Raw genomic sequence first — 19,750 nt, 5'->3', positions numbered from 1 at the left:
ATAATAATGTGAAAACGCTATCATAAAATGTGAATAGGATCAAGAATATTAGCAGGAAAAAGGAAAATGGGGGATGTAACATGATTAGTATTCCGAAAGACGAGTTTCAACAAATTCTTGTGAAGGATTTAATGATTTCATCAGAGAAGGTGGCACATGTCCAAATAGGGAATGGTTTAGAACATGCTTTACTCGTTCTTGTGAAATCTGGATATTCGGCGATTCCTGTTCTAGATCCGATGTATAAATTACATGGGTTAATTAGTACTGCTATGATTTTAGACGGTATTTTAGGGTTAGAGCGCATTGAGTTTGAAAGACTTGAGAATATGAAAGTGGAACAAGTGATGAAGGAAGATATTCCAGTTCTTATGTTAGAAGATTCCTTTGCAAAAGCTTTAGAAATGACAATTGATCATCCTTTTATTTGCGCTGTCAATGAAGAAGGGTACTTCGAGGGGATTTTAACACGTCGAGCTATTTTAAAATTGTTGAATAAAAAAGTGAGACAGCATAATCGATAACGTGAAAAAAGTGACTTCATAGAAAAGAAGAAGTCACTTTTTTTCGTGCATATCAGTTGTGTATGTATTATATTTAAAAAGACATAAAACATAAGAAAAGTTTGAGCTGAAAAATCGTTCTTCTGTATAAAAGTGTTTAATTAAATTAAGGATGAAAAGCTTATTGAAATTAGGTGTATGGAAGCTAAGGAAAGAGGGAGAAAGTTGCAAATTGATGATTTTCAAATGATGGTTGTGTTAGCTCAGGAATCAAATATGAGAAAAGCGGCGGAACGTTTATTTGTTTCCCAACCTGCGCTTAGCCAACGATTACAATCTATGGAGAAACAATGGGGAATGAAATTTTTTATCCGTTCACAAAAAGGATTGACAATTACACCTGAAGGGGAAAAAGTCGCAAATTATGCAAAAGAAATGTTGCAAAAGGAAGAAGATATAAAAAGTGAACTGGCTGTTTTTAGAACAGAAACTTACGGGACGCTAAAGATAGCTGTTGCGTCAGTCATTGGTCAATATTGGCTTCCGCCTGTTTTGAAAAAATTTGTGCATAAGTATCCTTCTGTGAAGATATCTCTGTTCACTGGCTGGAGTAGTGAAGTTCAAAAGCAATTTTATGAAGGGGACGTTCACGTCGCTATATTAAGAGGATCACAAGAATATAAAGGACAAAAGCAACAATTGTTTGAAGACGAATTATATTTAGTTGATAAAGAAATAAAAGATATTTCGATGTTAAAAGAGACGAATAGACCATTTATTCAATTTAAAAGTGACTCGACCTACTATGGACAAATACAAAATTGGTGGTATGGGTTATTTTCCAATCCACCTAAACGGACGATTGTAGTTGACCAAATTGAAACGTGCAAACAGCTCGTTTTAAATGGTATAGGTTATGCTCTTTTACCTTCGACGGTTTTAAAAGAAGTGCAGGAAAATATGTATAAAACACCTGTTCAATTAACGAGAGAAACATGGTTATTGACGAGTGACTCAGCGAGACAATTGAAGCAAGTGCAAGCATTTTTAGAAATTATAGAAGAAATTCAAATGGAAAAATAAGATTATTGTCTTGCTACTCGCTCTATCGTTTGGTAGAGTAACAATATAAATGGATTTAGGAGGCAACAAGAATGAAAATGATGGACGCTAACGAAATTATTTCGTTTATTCAAAAAAGTGAAAAGAAAACTCCTGTAAAGGTATACATAAAAGGGGAATTAAAAGAGGTAACATTCCCTGAAACAGTACAAGCATTTGTAAATAAAAAATCTGGTGTTTTATTCGGAGAATGGTCTGAAATTAAGACAATTCTTGAAGAAAATAAAAAGCACATCGTTGACTACGTTGTAGAAAACGACCGTCGTAATTCTGCAATTCCGATGCTTGATTTAAAAGGTATTAAAGCTCGTATCGAGCCAGGTGCGATTATTCGTGATCATGTTGAAATTGGTGACAATGCAGTTATCATGATGAATGCAACAATTAACATCGGTGCTGTAATTGGTGAAGGTTCTATGATCGACATGAACGCAGTACTTGGTGGACGCGCAACAGTTGGTAAAAATTGTCACGTAGGTGCAGGTGCTGTACTTGCAGGTGTTATTGAGCCGCCTTCTGCAAAACCAGTTATCGTTGAAGATGATGTTGTAATTGGTGCAAATGTAGTTGTTTTAGAAGGTGTAACAGTAGGTAAAGGTGCAGTTGTAGCAGCAGGAGCTGTTGTAACAGAAGATGTGCCTCCATATACAGTTGTTGCAGGAACCCCAGCACGTGTAATTAAAGAAATTGATGAGAAGACAAAAGCAAAAACTGAAATTAAACAAGAGCTTCGTCAATTAAACCCAGAGAAATAAAAAAACAAAAAGCGTAAGAGCATAAATGGGCTCTTACGCTTTTTATAGATAGAGGTGCAAAAATGACAGTAAGCAAATTTGTCAAAATTCGTAGAGATTTACATAAGATTCCGGAAATTGGATTTAAAGAGTGGAAAACACAACAATATATTTTAGATTACATAGGAACTCTCCCTAATGAATATTTAGAAGTGAAGACATGGAAGACAGGTGTAATCGTTAAAGTAAATGGGGAAAATCCAGAGAAAATAATAGGCTATCGCGCAGATATAGATGGTTTACCAATTACAGAGGAAACAGGGTATGAGTTTGCTTCTGTTCATGAAGGAATGATGCATGCATGTGGACATGATTTGCATACGACAATTGGTTTAGGCCTTCTAACAGCAGCTGTAAGCGAAAGAATAGATGATGATATTGTGTTTATATTCCAACCAGCAGAAGAAGGGCCAGGTGGTGCTCTTCCTATGTTAGAAAGCGAAGAGCTAAAAGAATGGAAGCCGAATATAATTCTTGGTCTTCATATTGCGCCAGAATACCCTGTGGGGACAATTGCAACCAAAGAGGGGTTATTATTTGCAAATACATCAGAGTTATATGTTGATTTAAAAGGGAAAGGTGGACATGCTGCATATCCGCATACAGCAAATGATATGATTGTTGCAGCAAGTCATCTCGTTACACAACTTCAATCAGTTATTAGTCGTAATGTGAACCCTCTTGACAGTGCTGTAATTACAATTGGGAAAATCACAGGCGGTACAGTTCAAAACATCATCGCAGAAAAATCTCGTTTAGAAGGAACGATTCGTACACTATCCGTTGAGTCAATGAAACGTGTTAAAAGTCGAATTGAGGCAATTGTCGCGGGTATAGAAGCTTCTTTCCAATGCGAAGCTGTAATTGACTATGGAGCAATGTATCATCAAGTGTATAATCATGAAGAGTTAACGAGAGAGTTTATGCAATTTGTAGGTGAACAAACAGATATGGATGTCATTACATGCACTGAGGCAATGACAGGTGAAGATTTTGGCTATATGCTTCGAGAGATACCTGGATTTATGTTTTGGCTTGGAGTAAATTCAGAACATGGTTTACATCATGCGAAATTAAAACCAGACGAAGAAGCTATTGAGCAAGCAATAGCATTTTTAGATCAATATGTGAAGTGGAAAGGAAATAGAAAGTAAACTTACTTGCTAACTTTGCAAAAGTTTAGAGTAGGCGCCTCTTAGTTCTGAGACGAAAACATCTTTCATATTTGTTAGTGTTAGACAACTTCATACAAATGGATGAAGTGAAATTTAGCGTATTAATAATGAGCAGGGGGAAGCCACTGCTCATTATTAATTCTCGCTAATAGGGAAGATAATTGTTTAACTACCGTATATATGTTTACTTTTAGTATAAAAAGTGTGTAAAATCAATGTGATACATAGAAAAAAGGGTGGGGAATTACGTGCAAATTAGCAGTGCGATTTTATGTTTCGTCTTATATGCATATGTTATTATTGCGGCGGTTTATTTTGGGATAAGTTTTTACGCCTATCGTTTAGCGAATAATAGTGAATATGAAGAAACATATAAATGGGTGAAAAGATATTTATCACCTGTACTAGAAATTATGAATGGATTTGTTCTTTTTTTATTTATTGGATTAATTGCTTTCTCAACTAGTTTAGTAGGGAATAAGACTACATTATTTGTACTAGGTATCATTATTTTTATGCTATTAGGAATTCGGATTGGTAATACGGTGTTTTGGAATGAAAGAAAAATAGATGGTTGGACAGGCATGTTAATTCCATGTATGCTAGCTGCGATCGTGACGAATATAGAACATGAATATTATCAATTACATTTTTGGCTTATCATTGTTTTAACAATCCTCTCTGTTTTGTATATAAGTACTGTCGTGCTAACATACATTGCAAATGAAAAAGGAGATACAAAAGGTACACGCTTCTTTAGAGGACGTGCATTATTATGGAGTGTGCCAACAATGGCAGTTATAGGAATTATTGCGATATTAGTAAATGGATATCAATTTTCTAATTGGCAACTGTTTTTAGAAAATTGGTGGATCTTCATTGTTTCGTTTATAGCCTTTTTAGGTGCAACGCATTATTTATTCCATCAACATCATTACATATTGGCACTGTTATTCGCATTTACACAACTTTTATTTGCTTTTTTTGGACAAGAAACATTATTGTTCGTTTTTGAAACATTTAGTTCGTTTGGAAATATATTTGTATTCGGTATGTTAATTTTCAGTATCGCATTTTATTTACAACAGTATTTTTATATGCAAAAACAAAAATAAGGATTATATACAGGTTTTTGTAGCAAATATAAAGTATGTTACAATAAAACCACATAGTACTTGATGTTATTGGAGGAATTCCTGTGAGTGAAAAAGAGAAAGAATTTGCTGTCATTGGGCTTGGGCGTTTTGGTGGAAGTATTTGCCGCGAACTAGCGCAATTAGGTATGGAAGTAATGGCAATTGATTCAGATGAAGATAAAATTAATGAGTTTGCAAATATTGCTTCGCATGCTGTAATTGCGGATTCAACAGATGAGATGGTATTAAAAAGTCTTGGTATCCGTAACTTTGACCATGTGGTCGTTGCTATTGGAGATAATTTAAATTCAAGTATTTTAACAACGTTAATTTTGAAAGAATTAGGTGTGAAAAATATTACTGTGAAAGCTCAAAATGACTACCATGAAAAAGTGTTAAGTAAAATAGGGGCAGATCATATTGTGCATCCAGAACGAGATATGGGAAAAAGGATTGCTAATAATATCGCATCAAGTAATGTGTTAGATTACCTAGAGCTTTCAGATGAACATAGTATTGTAGAGATTATTGCAAATAAGAAAATTGATGGACACTCTTTAATTGAATTAGATATTCGTGCGAAGTTTGGTTTGAATATTGTAGCAATTAAACGTGGCAAAGAAGTTATCGTATCTCCTCGAGCTACAGAAAATATTCAAGCAGGAGATATATTAATTGTAATTGGTCATGACGATGAAGTAGATCGTTTTAAGCATTTTTTAAGATAAGAGAAAAGGACAATGCCAAGAAGGCATTGTCCTTTTTCTTATATTTCCATAATGATTGGTAAAATCATTGGACGACGTTTCGTTTTTTCGTATAGGAATGGTGCTAATGTGTCTGTAATCTCATTTTTAATTTCAGACCATTGTGTTGTTTTTCGCTCCATTACTTTTTCTAAATGTGTTGTAATTAACGTTTGTGCATCATTGATTAAATCGCTGCTTTCACGCATATAAACGAAACCACGTGAGATGATATCAGGTCCTGCTGCAACTTTAAATTCTTTCATATCAATGCTTACAACTACAATTACAAGCCCTTCTTCAGAAAGAATGCGACGATCACGTAATACGATATTACCGATATCTCCAATACCGTTTCCATCAATATAGACAGAACCAGATGGGATTTTTCCAGCTACGCTTGCTTCGTCAGAACGTAAAGCAAGAACATCTCCATTATCCATAATGAAACAATTTTCTTCTGGAATACCACAATCATTAGCTAATTTCATATGCATACGTTGCATACGATACTCACCATGAATTGGCATGAAATATTTCGGCTTAATAAGACGTAGCATCAACTTCTGTTCTTCTTGTCCACCGTGTCCACTCGTATGAATATTTGAGAGTTTACCATGGATGACATCAGCGCCAGCGCGGTACAACATGTTAATTGTACGACTTACGCTAATTGTATTGCCTGGGATTGGTGAAGAAGAGAAAACAACTGTATCGCCAGGGATAATTTGAATTTGACGATGCGTACCGTTAGCAATACGTGAAAGTGCTGCCATCGGCTCACCTTGACTACCTGTACATAAAATAACAACTTTATTAGCTGGTAGGCGGTTTAGCTGAGATGTATCTATGAATGTATCCTTTGGACATCGTATATAACCAAGGTTTTGTCCGATTTCAATAGCAGCTTCCATACTTCGACCGAAAACAGCCACTTTACGATTGTTTTCAACAGCAGCCTCAACAACTTGTTGTAAGCGATGTATATTCGATGCAAAGGTTGCGAATATAATACGACCTTCTACCTTGCGGAATATATCTTGAATACTATCACCAACGCGGCGTTCAGACATCGTAAAGTTCGGAACTTCACTGTTTGTACTATCAGATAGGAGACAAAGTACACCGTCTTTTCCGATTTCGGCCATTTTAGTTAAATCTGCTGGCTCACCGACTGGTGTGAAATCGAACTTGAAATCACCAGTATGAACGACTTGTCCTTGAGGTGTTTTCACAACAACTCCGTATGAATCTGGAATACTGTGAGTTGTACGGAAGAAGGAAACAGATGTTTTTTTGAATTTTATAACATCATCTTCTTGAATTTCATAAAGTTTCGCTTTACGAAGCAATCCGTGCTCTTCTAATTTGTTTTTAATTAGGGCAATTGCTAATTTACCGCCGTAAATCGGAATGTTCACTTGACGTAATAGGTAAGGGATTCCACCAATATGATCTTCGTGACCATGTGTAATGAATAATCCTTTAATTTTATCTTCGTTTCGCACAAAATAAGTGTAATCTGGTATTACATAATCGATTCCGAGGAGTTCGTCTTCTGGAAATTTAATTCCAGCGTCAATTATAATAATTTCATCTTGAAATTGAACAGCATATGTATTTTTGCCGATTTCACCAAGTCCACCGAGAGCAAAAACAGCAGCCTGATCATTTTTTAGGAATTTCATATGATTATACGATCTCCGCTAATATTAAATCAGCGTTTTGTTTTTCATATTCAAGATGAGCACCAGTAACAGACTGAACAAACTCGATATTATATGCGAACTTTTGTAATTTTTTACGAACATCCTTTTCAGACGTAGCCTCTAAATATAAAACTTTTGTATTTTCACGTACTGGGACCTCAGTTAATTTTTCTTGATAAAATACTTTAAAAATCATTTGGAAAACCTCTCCTTGTCTATGTTTTGCATTATCTGTTACTTATTATAAAGCAAACAGTCACGATTTTCATGTTTTTTCGAATGAGAATGAAGAAAAAGCCCGAAATGGGCACAATTTAAGCGATTGTCTTTTTACGGACTAGATCATTTAAATAACGCTTGAGCTTTTTCTTCAGCTTCTTCAGCATGATTACTCCTTCCTTTCCTTATTTGAAACATGCATATTACTAGTGATAACTTCGCCCTCCGTACAAGAAAGAAGATTAGAAGTGAATTATGAATCTTGTCCTTTCAAGTACAGTGTAAGTTATCTTGTAGTAACGATTAGTAGCCGTTAGTTATAGCTATAGTATGAGAAAGAATGGAAAAGAAAATTCATCCGAACAAGTATCCACATTTTTTACTAATAGTATATGCGTATTCCATAAATAAGGTCAGAAAGTGAACGCTTTCTTCACAGATGTTTAATATGTTATACTTTTTTTGGGATTTTGAAAAGTGATAACCAAAATAGGAATATAGAGTGCCAGAAAGGATTTTGACAAATGAATGATAAAATTGTCTTTTTTGATATTGATGGAACATTATTAGATCATGATAAAAAAATTCCGCAATCTACACGAGATGCAGTACGACATTTACAAGAAAAAGGCGTGCATGTAGCAATTGCGACAGGACGTGCTCCATTTATGTTTGAAGATATTCGGAAGGAACTTAATATTCATAACTATGTCAGTTTTAATGGACAGTACGTTGTGTTTGAAGACGAGGTGATATTTAACAATCCATTACATCCAGCTGCTCTACATAAGTTTACTGAGTTTGCAAAAAAAGAAGGATATCCCCTTGTATATCTTGATCATCAAGAAATGAAAGCGACAGTAGAATATCATGATTATGTGAAAGAGGGGTTTGGGAGCTTACACTTTAAGCATCCAGCATATGAGCCTGAGTTTTATGAGGAACGCGATATATATCAAACGCTTCTTTTTTGTGAAGTAAATGAAGAAGAAAAGTTTATTCATCAGTATCCGGATTTTCATTTTATTCGTTGGCATGCATATTCAATGGATATTATTCCTAATGGTGGTTCTAAGGCAAAAGGAATTGAGAAATTTATTGAGAAATTAGGGTTTAACCGTGAACAAGTATATGCATTTGGGGACGGATTAAATGATTTAGAAATGATTGAAGCAGTAGGAACAGGAATTGTGATGGGGAATGGTCATGAGGACTTGAAAAAACTAGCTAATTATGTGACAAAAGATGTTAGTGAAGACGGTATTTATCATGGGTTGAAATGGGCTGGGTTGTTGTAAGTGGATATGGAACCCATTTCATATAAGTAAAAAGGCGGAAGTTAAATCTTCCGCCTTTTTACTTATCGCTCTAGAGGTTTTGAATCATCAGGAGCTGCAAATGGATTGTCTTTATTAATATGGTCATAGAACATAACACCATTTAAATGGTCGATTTCATGTTGGAATACAATTGCCGGTAACCCTTTTAATCGTAGTTTTACGTCTTCACCGTTAATAGTTGTGGCTCTCACCGTAATCCTTGTATAACGAGGAACATAACCAGATACTTCACGGTCTACAGATAGACACCCTTCACCACTTGGTAAATGTGTACGTTCAACAGAATGACTAATAATTTTTGGATTAAATAATGCGTAACTATATAACGTATCATTTGTATCGGTCACATGAACAGCGATCATTTTCTTTGAAACACCGATTTGCGGAGCTGCTAATCCTATTCCAGGGCGCAAATTATATTTTTCAGCCATTTCAGGGTCTTGGCTATTTATTACAAATTCGATCATTTCTTTAAGGGTATTTGTATCTTCTTCGCTCGCTGGTAATGAAACTTCTTCTGCGACTTCTCGCAAAATAGGATTTCCTTCGCGAATTACATCATTCATTGTAAGCATATGTAATCTCTCCTTTCTTCTTTAGTCTACCAAAGGAGATAAAAAAAGTCATCGGCAAGTAAGGTAGGGCTACTTGGAAACAAATCTTCTATAGATAAGTTATGTGCATAATAAAAAGAAAAGACGGCAAAGCCGTCTGTTTCTTTCCATAGTTGTTTCATTTTACATTAGCGAATGCAAGCAGCACCAACGATAATTAAAAGGATAAACAACACAACGATTAATGCGAAGCCGCACCCAGATCCGCCGCAAGAACCGCCATAACCGTAGGAAGGATATGAACAAGTCGTTGGATAGCAATATGAGTATCCGTACATGAGATGACCTCCTTTATCATTTCCCGCTAATACTGCGGTTACTTTAATGTATGGAGTAGCAGTAAGAAATGTATGGGTGTTCACCTAGAAAAGGGAGAAGAGTTTGTATATTTTTATTGGGAAGAGAGAAAAACTAAGGAGAATTAAATCGTTTACATATTATTCTAAGAGCAAAAACAAGCTAAAAAGGGAATAATATAACAGTGGGTTAATGCTTACTAATACAGATGTGAAAAATAAAAACACGTTTGTGTAGAGGAAACCTGCATATTATTTATAAAAAAACGTATTCAAAGTAATTGACATCGTAATTAGAATAGTTGTAAACTAAAAAACGTGATCAAGATTGTATTAATATGTTTCTGAAAAAACATTAGTACAGATTGTTAGGTACACAAAATTATTCTCAACCGACAGACAAATTTGTTGGTTTACATTGTTACGTTTTCAGTCTAGCTAATAGATAGTGAAAGCGTTTCAGAATATGGTTCAAGAGAGGAAGAGGTGAACGGAATGGGTACTAAAACAAAAAAGACCCTATTTAATGTTGATGAGCAAATGAAAGCTATCGCAGCTCAATTTGAAACATTACAAATTTTAAATGAAAAAGGCGAAGTTGTGAATGAAGCAGCTATGCCTGAATTATCTGATGATCAATTAAAAGAATTAATGCGCCGTATGGTGTATACTCGCGTACTAGATCAACGTTCTATTTCTTTAAACCGTCAAGGACGTTTAGGATTCTACGCACCAACAGCTGGACAAGAGGCTTCTCAATTAGCAAGTCATTTCGCACTTGAAGCAGAAGATTTCATCTTACCAGGATATCGTGATGTGCCACAATTAGTATGGCACGGTTTACCATTATACCAAGCATTCTTATTCTCTCGTGGACATTTCATGGGTAACCAAATGCCTGAGAATGTAAATGCACTTGCTCCACAAATCATTATCGGTGCGCAAATCATCCAAACTGCTGGTGTTGCGTTAGGTATGAAACTACGTGGTAAAAAATCTGTTGCTATTACTTACACTGGTGACGGTGGTGCTTCACAAGGTGACTTCTACGAAGGTATGAACTTTGCGGGTGCATTCAAAGCTCCAGCAATCTTCGTTGTACAAAACAACCGTTATGCAATCTCTACTCCAGTAGAAAAGCAATCTGCAGCTAAAACTGTAGCACAAAAAGCAGTAGCAGCAGGTATTTACGGAATTCAAGTAGACGGTATGGATCCATTAGCTGTATACGCAGCAACTGCTTTCGCTCGTGAGCGCGCAGTAAACGGCGAAGGCCCTACTTTAATCGAGACTTTAACATTCCGTTATGGTCCACATACAATGGCTGGTGATGACCCAACTCGTTACCGTACAAAAGATATCGAAAACGAATGGGAACAAAAAGATCCAATCGTACGCTTCCGTGCATTCTTAGAAAACAAAGGCCTATGGTCTCAAGAAGTTGAAGAGAAAGTAATCGAAGAAGCAAAAGAAGATATCAAACAAGCAATTGCTAAGGCTGACCAAGCTCCAAAACAAAAAGTTACTGATTTAATGGAAATCATGTACGAAAAAATGCCTTACAACTTAGCTGAACAATATGAAATTTACAAAGAAAAGGAGTCGAAGTAAGCCATGGCTCAAATGACAATGATTCAAGCAATCACTGATGCTTTACGCGTTGAAATGAAAAATGACCCTAACGTACTTGTGTTTGGTGAAGACGTTGGTGTAAACGGCGGAGTATTCCGTGCTACTGAAGGTTTACAAGCTGAATTCGGTGAAGATCGTGTAATGGATACTCCACTTGCAGAGTCTGGTATTGGTGGACTTGCAGTTGGACTTGCACTTGAAGGTTTCCGTCCAGTTCCAGAAATTCAATTCTTCGGTTTCATTTATGAAGTAATGGATTCAGTTTCTGGTCAATTAGCTCGTATGCGTTACCGTTCTGGTGGACGTTGGACTGCTCCAGTAACAATTCGTTCGCCATTCGGTGGTGGTGTTCATACTCCTGAACTACACGCTGATAGCTTAGAAGGATTAGTGGCACAACAACCTGGTCTAAAAGTTGTTATTCCATCTACTCCATACGATGCAAAAGGTCTTTTAATCTCTGCGATTCGTGACAACGATCCAGTTATCTACTTAGAGCATATGAAATTGTACCGTTCATTCCGTCAAGATGTACCAGAAGGCGATTACACAATTGATTTAGGTAAAGCTGATATCAAACGTGAAGGTACAGATGTATCTGTTATCGCTTATGGTGCTATGGTTCATGCTGCATTAAAAGCTGCTGAAGAACTTGAAAAAGAAGGTATCTCTTTAGAGGTTGTTGACTTACGTACAGTTCAACCATTAGATATCGAAACAATCATCGCTTCTGTTGAAAAAACAGGCCGCGTAGTTGTAGTTCAAGAAGCTCAAAAACAAGCTGGTATTGCAGCTAACGTTGTAGCGGAAATTAACGACCGTGCAATCTTAAACTTAGAAGCTCCAGTTGTACGTGTTGCAGCTGCTGATACAGTATTCCCATTCTCTCAAGCTGAGAGCGTATGGTTACCAAACCATAAAGATATTGTTGAAGCTGTTAACAAAGTAATGAACTTCTAATTTTTAGTTTTTCATGTGCAGAAGAAATCAGCACATGCTGGTTTCTTTTGTACATATTCCATAATAATGAAATGAATCAGGGGGCTGAATTCCGTGGCATTTGAATTTAAACTACCAGATATCGGTGAAGGTATCCACGAAGGTGAAATCGTAAAATGGTTTATTAAACCAGGCGATGAAGTAAATGAAGACGATGTACTTCTTGAAGTACAAAATGATAAAGCAGTAGTAGAAATCCCTTCTCCTGTTAAAGGTAAAGTACTTGAAGTACTTGTAGAAGAAGGAACAGTTGCAATTGTAGGAGATACATTAATTAAATTTGATGCTCCTGGATACGAAAACCTTAAATTTAAAGGTGACGATCATGATGCAGCTCCAAAAGCTGAAGAAGCAGCAGTAGAAGCTCCAGCAGCGGAAGCTACTCCAGCAGCAACTGCAGAAGTAGTAAATGAGCGCGTTATCGCTATGCCATCTGTTCGTAAATATGCTCGTGAAAAAGGTGTAGATATTCATAAAGTAGCTGGTTCTGGTAAGAACGGCCGCGTTGTGAAAGCTGACATCGATGCATTTGCAAATGGTGGACAAACAGTAGCAGCAACTGAGGCTCCAGCAGCAGTAGAAGCTACTCCAGCAGCAGCGAAAGAAGAAGCACCAAAAGCACAACCAATCCCAGCTGGTGAATATCCAGAAACTCGTGAGAAAATGAGCGGTATCCGTAAAGCGATTGCAAAAGCAATGGTTAACTCTAAGCATACAGCTCCTCACGTAACATTAATGGATGAAATTGATGTAACTGAGCTTGTTGCTCACCGTAAGAAGTTCAAAGCTGTTGCAGCGGACAAAGGTATTAAATTAACTTACCTTCCATACGTTGTTAAAGCTTTAACATCTGCATTACGTGAATACCCAATGTTAAACACTTCTTTAGACGATGCATCTCAAGAAGTAGTTCATAAACATTACTTCAACATCGGTATCGCAGCTGATACAGACAAAGGTCTATTAGTACCAGTTGTTAAAGATACAGATCGCAAGTCAATCTTTACTATTTCTAACGAGATCAATGATCTTGCTGGTAAAGCACGTGACGGTCGTTTAGCTCCAACTGAAATGAAAGGTGCTTCTTGCACAATTACAAACATTGGTTCTGCAGGTGGACAATGGTTCACTCCAGTTATCAATCACCCAGAAGTAGCAATCCTTGGTATCGGCCGTATTGCTGAGAAACCAGTTGTGAAAAACGGTGAAATCGTTGCAGCTCCAGTATTAGCATTATCTCTAAGCTTTGACCATCGTTTAATTGACGGCGCAACTGCTCAAAAAGCATTAAACCAAATTAAACGTTTATTGAATGACCCACAATTATTAGTAATGGAGGCGTAATAACAATGGTAGTAGGAGATTTCCCAATTGAATTAGATACAGTCGTTGTTGGTGCAGGTCCTGGTGGATACGTTGCGGCAATTCGTGCAGCACAATTAGGTCAAAAGGTAGCAATTATTGAAAAAGCTAACCTTGGTGGCGTATGCTTAAACGTTGGATGTATTCCTTCAAAAGCGTTAATCAATGCAGGTCATCGTTATGAGAATGCAATGCATTCTGATGACATGGGTATCACTGCAGAGAACGTAAAAGTTGACTTTACAAAAGTTCAAGAATGGAAAAACGGCGTAGTTAAGAAATTAACTGGCGGTGTTGAAGGCCTTCTTAAAGGTAACAAAGTTGAAATCATTCGCGGTGAAGCTTACTTCGTAGATGCTAACACATTACGCGTAATGACTGAAGATGCAGCTCAAACTTATACGTTTAAAAATGCTGTTCTTGCAACTGGTTCTACACCAATCGAAATTCCTGGATTCAAATACTCTAAACGTGTTATCAACTCTACAGGCGCTTTAAGCTTACCTGAAATTCCTAAAAAACTTGTTGTAATCGGCGGCGGTTACATCGGTATGGAATTAGGTACTGCATATGCTAACTTCGGTACAGAAGTTACTGTAGTAGAAGCTGGCGACGAAATCCTAGCTGGTTTTGAAAAAGCAATGAGCTCTGTTGTTAAACGTGCTCTTCAAAAGAAAGGTAACGTAAACATCCATACAAAAGCTATGGCTAAAGGCGTTGAAGAAACAGAAACTGGCGTAAAAGTTAGCTTCGAAGTTAAAGGTGAAATCCAAACTGTAGAAGCAGATTACGTATTAGTAACTGTAGGTCGTCGTCCAAATACTCAAGAAATCGGTCTTGAGCAAGTTGGAGTTAAAATGACTGACCGCGGTATCATCGAAATCGATGAGCAATGCCGTACAAATGTACCAAACATCTATGCAATCGGTGATATCGTTCCTGGACCACCATTAGCTCACAAAGCTTCTTACGAAGGTAAAGTAGCTGTTGAAGCAATTAGTGGCCATGCATCAGCTATCGATTACATCGGAATTCCTGCAGTATGCTTCACTGATCCAGAATTAGCATCTGTTGGTTACACTAAGAAACAAGCTGAAGAAGCTGGAATGAGCGTAACTGTATCTAAGTTCCCATTCGCTGCAAACGGTCGTGCATTATCATTAAACAGCACTGACGGTTTCGTACAACTTGTAACACGTAAAGAAGATGGTCTTCTTGTAGGTGCACAAGTTGCAGGTGCAGGCGCTTCTGATATTATCTCTGAGATTGGTTTAGCTATCGAAGCTGGAATGACAGCTGAAGATATCGCTCAAACAATCCATGCTCACCCAACATTAGGTGAAATCACAATGGAAGCAGCTGAAGTTGCTCTTGGAATGCCAATTCACATTGTAAAATAATTTAAGTAATGTAAATAACCCATCTCTTATTTTAAGAGATGGGTTATTTTTATTTCCATAAAATGAGTTGCAAGGTCTTTATATGTACTTGTCGAATGAATATATAATACTTTAATGAACTGTTAAAACATATGTTACTTTAAAAGTGGTATATATGCCCTCGTATAATATGTAATTGATTCAAATTTAACCCCATATATTAATAAAATAGAGCATGTCAAAGGAGAAGGTTCCATGAAAATATTACATGTTATATTTTATCATTTTCTACTATGGAGTGGTTTTTCCATTGTATTATCATTATCAAATGGAGATAAATTCCATTACAAAGTAATTCTCTTTTTCGTATTTCTTTATTTAGCGTATGTGATAGCATGTTTTGTATTACACGTCAGGAAACGGGCTCTATTTCTTACGTGTTCAAATTGTATACTTTTTTTTATCATATTATCGATTTTTTAAATTAGCGTTTATAGAAATACATTGTTCTTCCATTAAATAATTGTAACTCTCCTTCTAATTTCTTCGCTAGAAAACGGCTAAATTCGTTTGCTTTTCCTTTATCACCGAATGTTGCTGTAGTGGGTAAAGAAATCTGAATGAAAGATTGTTCATTTTCTATCCCGATTCCAACATAAATTGAATCATATCGATCGTGACTAGATTGAAGTTTTAATGTTGTTGCTGATGTATCTAATATTTCATAAGGAAAAGCTGTATTTGTATAAGTATAATTAATTTGATCACCAGTCTTGGAGGTGATGGTTTTATAGTAATGAAAAAGGTGTTTTACATCTTCTATTGAAACAGATTGTTTATTGGATTTAGGTACAAGTGTGATAAAGGCATGTTGCATATAAATTCCCCCTAGCTTAGTAGAATAATATAATTCTACATCCTACTGAATTTTTTGACAATTAAAAGGAGTATTACTTTTTTTGTTTAATATATTTATGAGTAGGAAGTGTTACTTAGAAAGGTGGAAACTAATGTTTGAAAAATTGTATGATGAGCATGAAAGTGTGAAGGTACGATTTTTAGGGTTTATGACGCATGATACACGCTATGATTTTGGAGTTATTTATACCAATATGTTTTTTGGAAAGCCACTCATTGTTTGCATGCAAACAGGAAGATCGACTTTGCTTGGACGAGATGATGTGGAGAATGTTCAATATATACAAGAAACTTTTAAGTTAGGATCGGAAGAGGAAGCCGAGGAGGTAGCTCAGTTTTTTAAATTTCTTGTTCCGTCTACATCTTTACATGCGGAGTATGAAGAATAATTAATGAGAAACAGTCGTACGTATGGATATGGCTGTTTTTTCATGTTAATATCGCATACTAATTAAAATTAAAAATATTTAATGTGTTATACTAAAAACCTATTGACGTAAAAAGTATAACATATTAAAATAAAGACAGAAAGTTAAGCGGTTACAAAAGTTTTTGGGATTATAAACTTAGGGGGAAATGAAAAATGGGAACAATCGTATGTCAAGATTGTGAAGGTACAATTGCACACTTCGAGGATGAGAAAGTAACGGTACTTTACGGGAAATGTGGATCTTGCGGATGTGATCACACAGAGCATACAAAAGCCCAATAATTGATAGGAAATGGACAGCTAAAAGTTTTTAGGACCATAAACTTAGGGGGAAATGAAAAATGGGAACAATCGTATGTCAAGTTTGCGAAGGAACAATCGCACATTTTGAGGATGAGAAAACGACAGTACTTTATGGGAAATGTGGATCAAATTGTGACTGTGCTAGTAGAGACAATGCGAAAGCTTAATCATATATAAGTAGATTATTCTTAAAACTCAGGGGGACATGAAAATGGGAACAATCGTATGCCAAGTTTGTGAAGGAACAATCGCACATTTTGAAGATGAAAAATCAACAGTACTTTATGGGAAGTGTGGATCTCATTGCGAATGTGACCATAAAGAACATACAAAAGCTTAATGATAAGAGAAAACGCCTACTTGTGTAGGCGTTTTTTTAATAGATTGTAGTTGTATGTCCAACTGTTGCAACGATTGCATCATCTCTAATAGGGATAAATCCTATCGCTGTTTGTGGCGTGTTAGGAGAAGCGTAGTGACTCATAATACGACTATCAATACGAGTAATAAAATCGGTCAAATAAGCTGAAATAAAAGCGTAAGGAACCCTTCGTTCATTTAATAAATAAATAATTTCCTCTTTCGTTTTTACGCCTACACCATGTCCGTAAAAAAAGGAATTTCCTAGATAGATTGTGTTTTCTCCTTGCCACTCAATCGTAGCTGGATTCACTTGTGGGTTTTTAAAGTAAACGAGGTCACCTGGAACGATATCGCCACTCGTTTTTGTTATGAGCTTTAAGTCGCGATCGTAGTCCCATGTATAAAGTAAAAGGTTCGCGAATAGACGGTTGAAAGTTTCTTCCTCATATAATGCTAGTAATGCTTTGTAAAAAATGATAATCATTGCGGTGGCGCATTCAGTTCCATATAGTTTTCCATTTTTAAAAATATCTTGGATGGCAATAGAGGGTGGTACGTTTGGAAGGAGTTGAAACCCTCCAAGTGATGTTCTTTCCCAAAACTGAGGGTTGCAAAAAGATTGTTGAAATGTACGAAACTGAAAGCCACTTTGAAAAAGTTCTAGCGCGGAAGTAATAATATTAACTCGTAAATTAAGATCAAAGCTGAGTTCATCAGCTGTTCGGAAGGAATAAACTTCTTGATTTCCCGCCATTATGGATAAAATTTGTTGTTTCTCAGCTGCAAATGGCTCATATTCATTTGTGATATAAGGGTGTACAATAGAACGGCCTATCACAATCATAATGGTATCCCCACCTATACGTTACATTCTTTAGTATCGTATGAGGAAAAGAAAAAAAGGTGAAAGAAAAGCCTATCAACTGATAGGCTTGTACTCTTTAATAACACGTAATGTTTGTAATGTCATATCTTCTGGGCCTTGTACAGGTAACCCAGCTTCTAAATTTTTACGAATATACTCTAAGTTTTCTTGTGTAATAATTTCCCCCGGAGTAAAGATTGGAATCCCTGGCGGATAAACCATAACAAAATCAGCTATAATACGACCTGCTGCGTTTTCAAATGGAATGACTTCCGTTTCTGAATAAAAAGCATCTCTAGGAGAAAGTGCTAGCACAGGTATTTCGGGTATTTCTACTTGTACTTGAACACCTTTATCCGCTCTATTTCTAAATGTTGCTGCTAAATCTTGTAATGCTCTAATAAGTATATTTGTTTCACTTTCTGTATCACCAAAAGTGACAAGACAAAGTATATTATATAAATCAGAGAGTTCGACTTCAATGTTGAAATGTTCTCTAAGCCATACTTCAGCCTGATGGCCTGTAATACCTAAATCTTTTACAGATACAATTATCTTTGTAGGATCATAGTTAAAAGTAGCATCTGTGCCTAGCATCTCTTTTCCAGGACAATAAAGATGCTCAATAACATTTATAGCATCACGAACATGTTCAGCTAATTGTATTGTTTGTTCTATGAGAGCTTTTCCTTCTGTAGCAAGACGTTTTCTAGCAACATCAAGTGATGCTAACAAAATGTAAGAAGTTGATGTAGTCGTAAGCATGCTAATAATGGATTGAACATGTTTTACGTTAACAAGACCCTCTTTTACATTAAGAATAGAGCTTTGGGTTAAAGACCCTCCTAATTTGTGAACACTTGTTGCTGCCATATCTGCACCCGCTTGCATAGCTGACATCGGCAGTTCATCATGAAAATGGATATGAACACCGTGAGCTTCATCAACAAGTACAGGAATATCGTAAGAATGAGCTAATTCTACAATCTGCTCTAAGTCTGCAGCAAACCCAAAATATGTTGGATTTATAACAAGTAAACCTTTCGCATCTGAGTGCTCTTCAAGAGCCTTTTTGACAGATTGAATTGTAATCCCATGTGAAATACCGAGCTTCGGATCAATCTCAGGATGCATGAAAATTGGTTTTGCACCTGAGAAAATAATAGCTGACATTACTGATTTATGCACATTTCGTGGCACGAGGATTTTATCCCCAGGACCGCAAACGCTCATCACCATTGTCATAATTGCACCACTTGTACCTTGAATAGAAAAGAATGTATGATCTGCACCGAAAGCAGCGGCTGCTAAATCCTGTGCTTCTTTAATCATACCCTTTGGATGATGTAAATCATCGAGCGGCGCAATATTAATTAAATCAATTGCTAATGCATTATGCCCAATAAATTCGCGAAATGTAGGATCCATGCCCTGTCCTTTTTTATGACCAGGAATATGGAATTGAATTGGATTTCGCTTACTGTGCTCAACTAAAGCGGTAAACAATGGTGTTTCGTATTGGGACAATCTATACACCCCTTCTTCTTTGTAATATTTATTAGAGTTTGTTTTATATGATTTCATCTCATTCTAAAAGGAAATTAAGATGACATACTTTTAGAACGTGACTTGTTTTTCTGCCATTCACAAAAGCCTTTTTGGGGATGGTAGTCTCACTTTATTTTCTATAAAACAAAAGCATTATATCACCAATAATTATAGATGTATAGAAAAAATTCATTTTCAAGGTGAGTATGTTTAATAGTTATATTTTAAATACCGCAAAGAGGAAGACAATTCCATTGAAATGAATAAATGGTGTATAATGCAGAGTGGCTATAGTGA

Annotated in this window: 23 protein-coding genes; 16 read left to right on the top strand and 7 right to left on the bottom strand. The window is 36.2% G+C overall.

What is annotated here, in order from left to right:
• Positions 1-80 precede the first annotated feature (80 nt).
• From cbpB to VK90_RS15730, 6 genes are all read left to right on the top strand, one after another.
• Positions 81-524 (top strand): cyclic-di-AMP-binding protein CbpB, encoded by a 444-nt coding sequence (gene cbpB / locus VK90_RS15755; RefSeq protein WP_002173221.1) that lies wholly within the window; start codon positions 81-83, stop codon positions 522-524.
• A 177-nt stretch (positions 525-701) separates the two neighbouring features.
• Positions 702-1,586 carry a LysR family transcriptional regulator gene (locus VK90_RS15750; protein WP_025147731.1) on the top strand — a complete coding sequence of 295 codons (885 nt, stop codon included), beginning with the start codon at positions 702-704 and terminating at the stop codon, positions 1,584-1,586.
• A gap of 71 nt (positions 1,587-1,657) precedes the next feature.
• Positions 1,658-2,380, top strand: coding sequence for a 2,3,4,5-tetrahydropyridine-2,6-dicarboxylate N-acetyltransferase (gene dapD / locus VK90_RS15745; protein ID WP_048374043.1), 723 nt, complete (start codon positions 1,658-1,660; stop codon positions 2,378-2,380).
• Positions 2,381-2,442: 62 nt separating this feature from the next.
• Positions 2,443-3,573: an N-acetyldiaminopimelate deacetylase gene (locus tag VK90_RS15740; protein ID WP_048374042.1), complete on the top strand. Its 1,131-nt coding sequence runs from the start codon at positions 2,443-2,445 to the stop codon at positions 3,571-3,573.
• A gap of 269 nt (positions 3,574-3,842) precedes the next feature.
• Positions 3,843-4,709 (top strand): hypothetical protein, encoded by an 867-nt coding sequence (locus VK90_RS15735; protein WP_048374041.1) that lies wholly within the window; start codon positions 3,843-3,845, stop codon positions 4,707-4,709.
• An 83-nt stretch (positions 4,710-4,792) separates the two neighbouring features.
• A complete protein-coding gene (locus VK90_RS15730; RefSeq protein WP_001290442.1) occupies positions 4,793-5,458 on the top strand; it encodes a potassium channel family protein in 666 nt (221 codons plus the stop codon).
• 38 nt (positions 5,459-5,496) lie between these two features.
• Here the strand turns inward: VK90_RS15730 and rnjA are convergent, their stop codons facing one another.
• Positions 5,497-7,164, bottom strand: a complete 1,668-nt coding sequence (gene rnjA / locus VK90_RS15725; RefSeq protein ID WP_000670372.1) for a ribonuclease J1 — start codon at positions 7,162-7,164, stop codon at positions 5,497-5,499.
• A 4-nt stretch (positions 7,165-7,168) separates the two neighbouring features.
• A complete protein-coding gene (locus VK90_RS15720; protein ID WP_048374040.1) occupies positions 7,169-7,381 on the bottom strand; it encodes a DNA-dependent RNA polymerase subunit epsilon in 213 nt (70 codons plus the stop codon).
• A 547-nt stretch (positions 7,382-7,928) separates the two neighbouring features.
• On the opposite strand from VK90_RS15720, the gene VK90_RS15715 reads away from it, so the two are divergent.
• Positions 7,929-8,702, top strand: coding sequence for a Cof-type HAD-IIB family hydrolase (locus tag VK90_RS15715; protein WP_048374039.1), 774 nt, complete (start codon positions 7,929-7,931; stop codon positions 8,700-8,702).
• A 62-nt stretch (positions 8,703-8,764) separates the two neighbouring features.
• On the opposite strand, the gene def is transcribed toward VK90_RS15715, so the two are convergent.
• On the bottom strand, positions 8,765-9,319 hold the full coding sequence (gene def / locus VK90_RS15710; RefSeq protein ID WP_048374038.1) for a peptide deformylase: 555 nt from the start codon (positions 9,317-9,319) through the stop codon (positions 8,765-8,767).
• Between the two features lie 167 nt (positions 9,320-9,486).
• Positions 9,487-9,636 carry a YjcZ family sporulation protein gene (locus tag VK90_RS15705; RefSeq protein ID WP_025147739.1) on the bottom strand — a complete coding sequence of 50 codons (150 nt, stop codon included), beginning with the start codon at positions 9,634-9,636 and terminating at the stop codon, positions 9,487-9,489.
• A gap of 513 nt (positions 9,637-10,149) precedes the next feature.
• Here VK90_RS15705 and pdhA point away from each other — a divergent pair.
• The 5 genes from pdhA to VK90_RS28750 all read left to right on the top strand — a co-directional run bounded on the left by pdhA (position 10,150) and on the right by VK90_RS28750 (position 15,509).
• Positions 10,150-11,265 (top strand): pyruvate dehydrogenase E1 component subunit alpha, encoded by a 1,116-nt coding sequence (pdhA, locus tag VK90_RS15700; RefSeq protein WP_000536893.1) that lies wholly within the window; start codon positions 10,150-10,152, stop codon positions 11,263-11,265.
• Between the two features lie 3 nt (positions 11,266-11,268).
• Entirely contained in the window at positions 11,269-12,246 is a 978-nt protein-coding gene (pdhB, locus tag VK90_RS15695; protein ID WP_000068162.1) for a pyruvate dehydrogenase complex E1 component subunit beta, read from the top strand.
• Positions 12,247-12,339: 93 nt separating this feature from the next.
• Positions 12,340-13,629: a pyruvate dehydrogenase complex dihydrolipoyllysine-residue acetyltransferase gene (gene pdhC, locus VK90_RS15690; RefSeq protein ID WP_048374037.1), complete on the top strand. Its 1,290-nt coding sequence runs from the start codon at positions 12,340-12,342 to the stop codon at positions 13,627-13,629.
• Between the two features lie 5 nt (positions 13,630-13,634).
• Positions 13,635-15,047 carry a dihydrolipoyl dehydrogenase gene (lpdA, locus tag VK90_RS15685; RefSeq protein ID WP_048374036.1) on the top strand — a complete coding sequence of 471 codons (1,413 nt, stop codon included), beginning with the start codon at positions 13,635-13,637 and terminating at the stop codon, positions 15,045-15,047.
• A 234-nt stretch (positions 15,048-15,281) separates the two neighbouring features.
• Positions 15,282-15,509, top strand: coding sequence for a hypothetical protein (locus VK90_RS28750; protein ID WP_071718792.1), 228 nt, complete (start codon positions 15,282-15,284; stop codon positions 15,507-15,509).
• Position 15,510: 1 nt separating this feature from the next.
• Here the strand turns inward: VK90_RS28750 and VK90_RS15680 are convergent, their stop codons facing one another.
• Positions 15,511-15,903, bottom strand: coding sequence for a DUF1885 family protein (locus VK90_RS15680; RefSeq protein ID WP_025147743.1), 393 nt, complete (start codon positions 15,901-15,903; stop codon positions 15,511-15,513).
• Between the two features lie 133 nt (positions 15,904-16,036).
• Here VK90_RS15680 and VK90_RS15675 point away from each other — a divergent pair, with 133 nt between their 5' ends.
• The 4 genes from VK90_RS15675 (at position 16,037) to VK90_RS15660 (ending at position 17,017) form a co-directional block, all read left to right on the top strand.
• Positions 16,037-16,333, top strand: a complete 297-nt coding sequence (locus VK90_RS15675; protein ID WP_048374035.1) for a DUF3055 domain-containing protein — start codon at positions 16,037-16,039, stop codon at positions 16,331-16,333.
• Positions 16,334-16,527: 194 nt separating this feature from the next.
• Positions 16,528-16,656 carry a GapA-binding peptide SR1P gene (locus VK90_RS15670; RefSeq protein ID WP_000536778.1) on the top strand — a complete coding sequence of 43 codons (129 nt, stop codon included), beginning with the start codon at positions 16,528-16,530 and terminating at the stop codon, positions 16,654-16,656.
• Between the two features lie 59 nt (positions 16,657-16,715).
• Positions 16,716-16,844 carry a GapA-binding peptide SR1P gene (locus tag VK90_RS15665; protein ID WP_002173207.1) on the top strand — a complete coding sequence of 43 codons (129 nt, stop codon included), beginning with the start codon at positions 16,716-16,718 and terminating at the stop codon, positions 16,842-16,844.
• A gap of 44 nt (positions 16,845-16,888) precedes the next feature.
• Positions 16,889-17,017 carry a GapA-binding peptide SR1P gene (locus VK90_RS15660; RefSeq protein ID WP_000536785.1) on the top strand — a complete coding sequence of 43 codons (129 nt, stop codon included), beginning with the start codon at positions 16,889-16,891 and terminating at the stop codon, positions 17,015-17,017.
• 36 nt (positions 17,018-17,053) lie between these two features.
• Here VK90_RS15660 and VK90_RS15655 read toward each other — a convergent pair whose 3' ends face one another.
• Positions 17,054-17,884 (bottom strand): protein-glutamine gamma-glutamyltransferase, encoded by an 831-nt coding sequence (locus VK90_RS15655; protein ID WP_048374034.1) that lies wholly within the window; start codon positions 17,882-17,884, stop codon positions 17,054-17,056.
• A gap of 75 nt (positions 17,885-17,959) precedes the next feature.
• Entirely contained in the window at positions 17,960-19,432 is a 1,473-nt protein-coding gene (gene speA / locus VK90_RS15650) for an arginine decarboxylase (protein ID WP_025147746.1), read from the bottom strand.
• Between the last annotated feature and the right edge of the window lie 318 nt (positions 19,433-19,750).

The organism is Bacillus sp. LK2, from assembly GCF_001043575.1.
Lineage (GTDB): Bacteria > Bacillota > Bacilli > Bacillales > Bacillaceae_G > Bacillus_A > Bacillus_A paramycoides.
The sequence above is the reverse complement of the archived record's forward strand: the minus strand, read 5'-3'. Positions and strand labels throughout refer to the sequence as shown.

Excerpts from the sequence above, each read along its gene's own strand:
- cbpB (WP_002173221.1), top strand. The coding sequence starts at position 81 with ATGATTAGTATTCCGAAAGACGAGTTTCAACAAATTCTTGTGAAGGAT.
- VK90_RS15750 (WP_025147731.1), top strand. The coding sequence starts at position 702 with ATGGAAGCTAAGGAAAGAGGGAGAAAGTTGCAAATTGATGATTTTCAA.
- dapD (WP_048374043.1), top strand. The coding sequence starts at position 1,658 with ATGAAAATGATGGACGCTAACGAAATTATTTCGTTTATTCAAAAAAGT.
- VK90_RS15740 (WP_048374042.1), top strand. The coding sequence starts at position 2,443 with ATGACAGTAAGCAAATTTGTCAAAATTCGTAGAGATTTACATAAGATT.
- rnjA (WP_000670372.1), bottom strand. The coding sequence starts at position 7,164 with ATGAAATTCCTAAAAAATGATCAGGCTGCTGTTTTTGCTCTCGGTGGA.
- VK90_RS15720 (WP_048374040.1), bottom strand. The coding sequence starts at position 7,381 with ATGATTTTTAAAGTATTTTATCAAGAAAAATTAACTGAGGTCCCAGTA.
- VK90_RS15715 (WP_048374039.1), top strand. The coding sequence starts at position 7,929 with ATGAATGATAAAATTGTCTTTTTTGATATTGATGGAACATTATTAGAT.
- def (WP_048374038.1), bottom strand. The coding sequence starts at position 9,319 with ATGCTTACAATGAATGATGTAATTCGCGAAGGAAATCCTATTTTGCGA.
- VK90_RS15705 (WP_025147739.1), bottom strand. The coding sequence starts at position 9,636 with ATGTACGGATACTCATATTGCTATCCAACGACTTGTTCATATCCTTCC.
- pdhA (WP_000536893.1), top strand. The coding sequence starts at position 10,150 with ATGGGTACTAAAACAAAAAAGACCCTATTTAATGTTGATGAGCAAATG.
- pdhB (WP_000068162.1), top strand. The coding sequence starts at position 11,269 with ATGGCTCAAATGACAATGATTCAAGCAATCACTGATGCTTTACGCGTT.
- lpdA (WP_048374036.1), top strand. The coding sequence starts at position 13,635 with ATGGTAGTAGGAGATTTCCCAATTGAATTAGATACAGTCGTTGTTGGT.
- VK90_RS28750 (WP_071718792.1), top strand. The coding sequence starts at position 15,282 with ATGAAAATATTACATGTTATATTTTATCATTTTCTACTATGGAGTGGT.
- VK90_RS15680 (WP_025147743.1), bottom strand. The coding sequence starts at position 15,903 with ATGCAACATGCCTTTATCACACTTGTACCTAAATCCAATAAACAATCT.
- VK90_RS15675 (WP_048374035.1), top strand. The coding sequence starts at position 16,037 with ATGTTTGAAAAATTGTATGATGAGCATGAAAGTGTGAAGGTACGATTT.
- VK90_RS15670 (WP_000536778.1), top strand. The coding sequence starts at position 16,528 with ATGGGAACAATCGTATGTCAAGATTGTGAAGGTACAATTGCACACTTC.
- VK90_RS15665 (WP_002173207.1), top strand. The coding sequence starts at position 16,716 with ATGGGAACAATCGTATGTCAAGTTTGCGAAGGAACAATCGCACATTTT.
- VK90_RS15660 (WP_000536785.1), top strand. The coding sequence starts at position 16,889 with ATGGGAACAATCGTATGCCAAGTTTGTGAAGGAACAATCGCACATTTT.
- VK90_RS15655 (WP_048374034.1), bottom strand. The coding sequence starts at position 17,884 with ATGATTGTGATAGGCCGTTCTATTGTACACCCTTATATCACAAATGAA.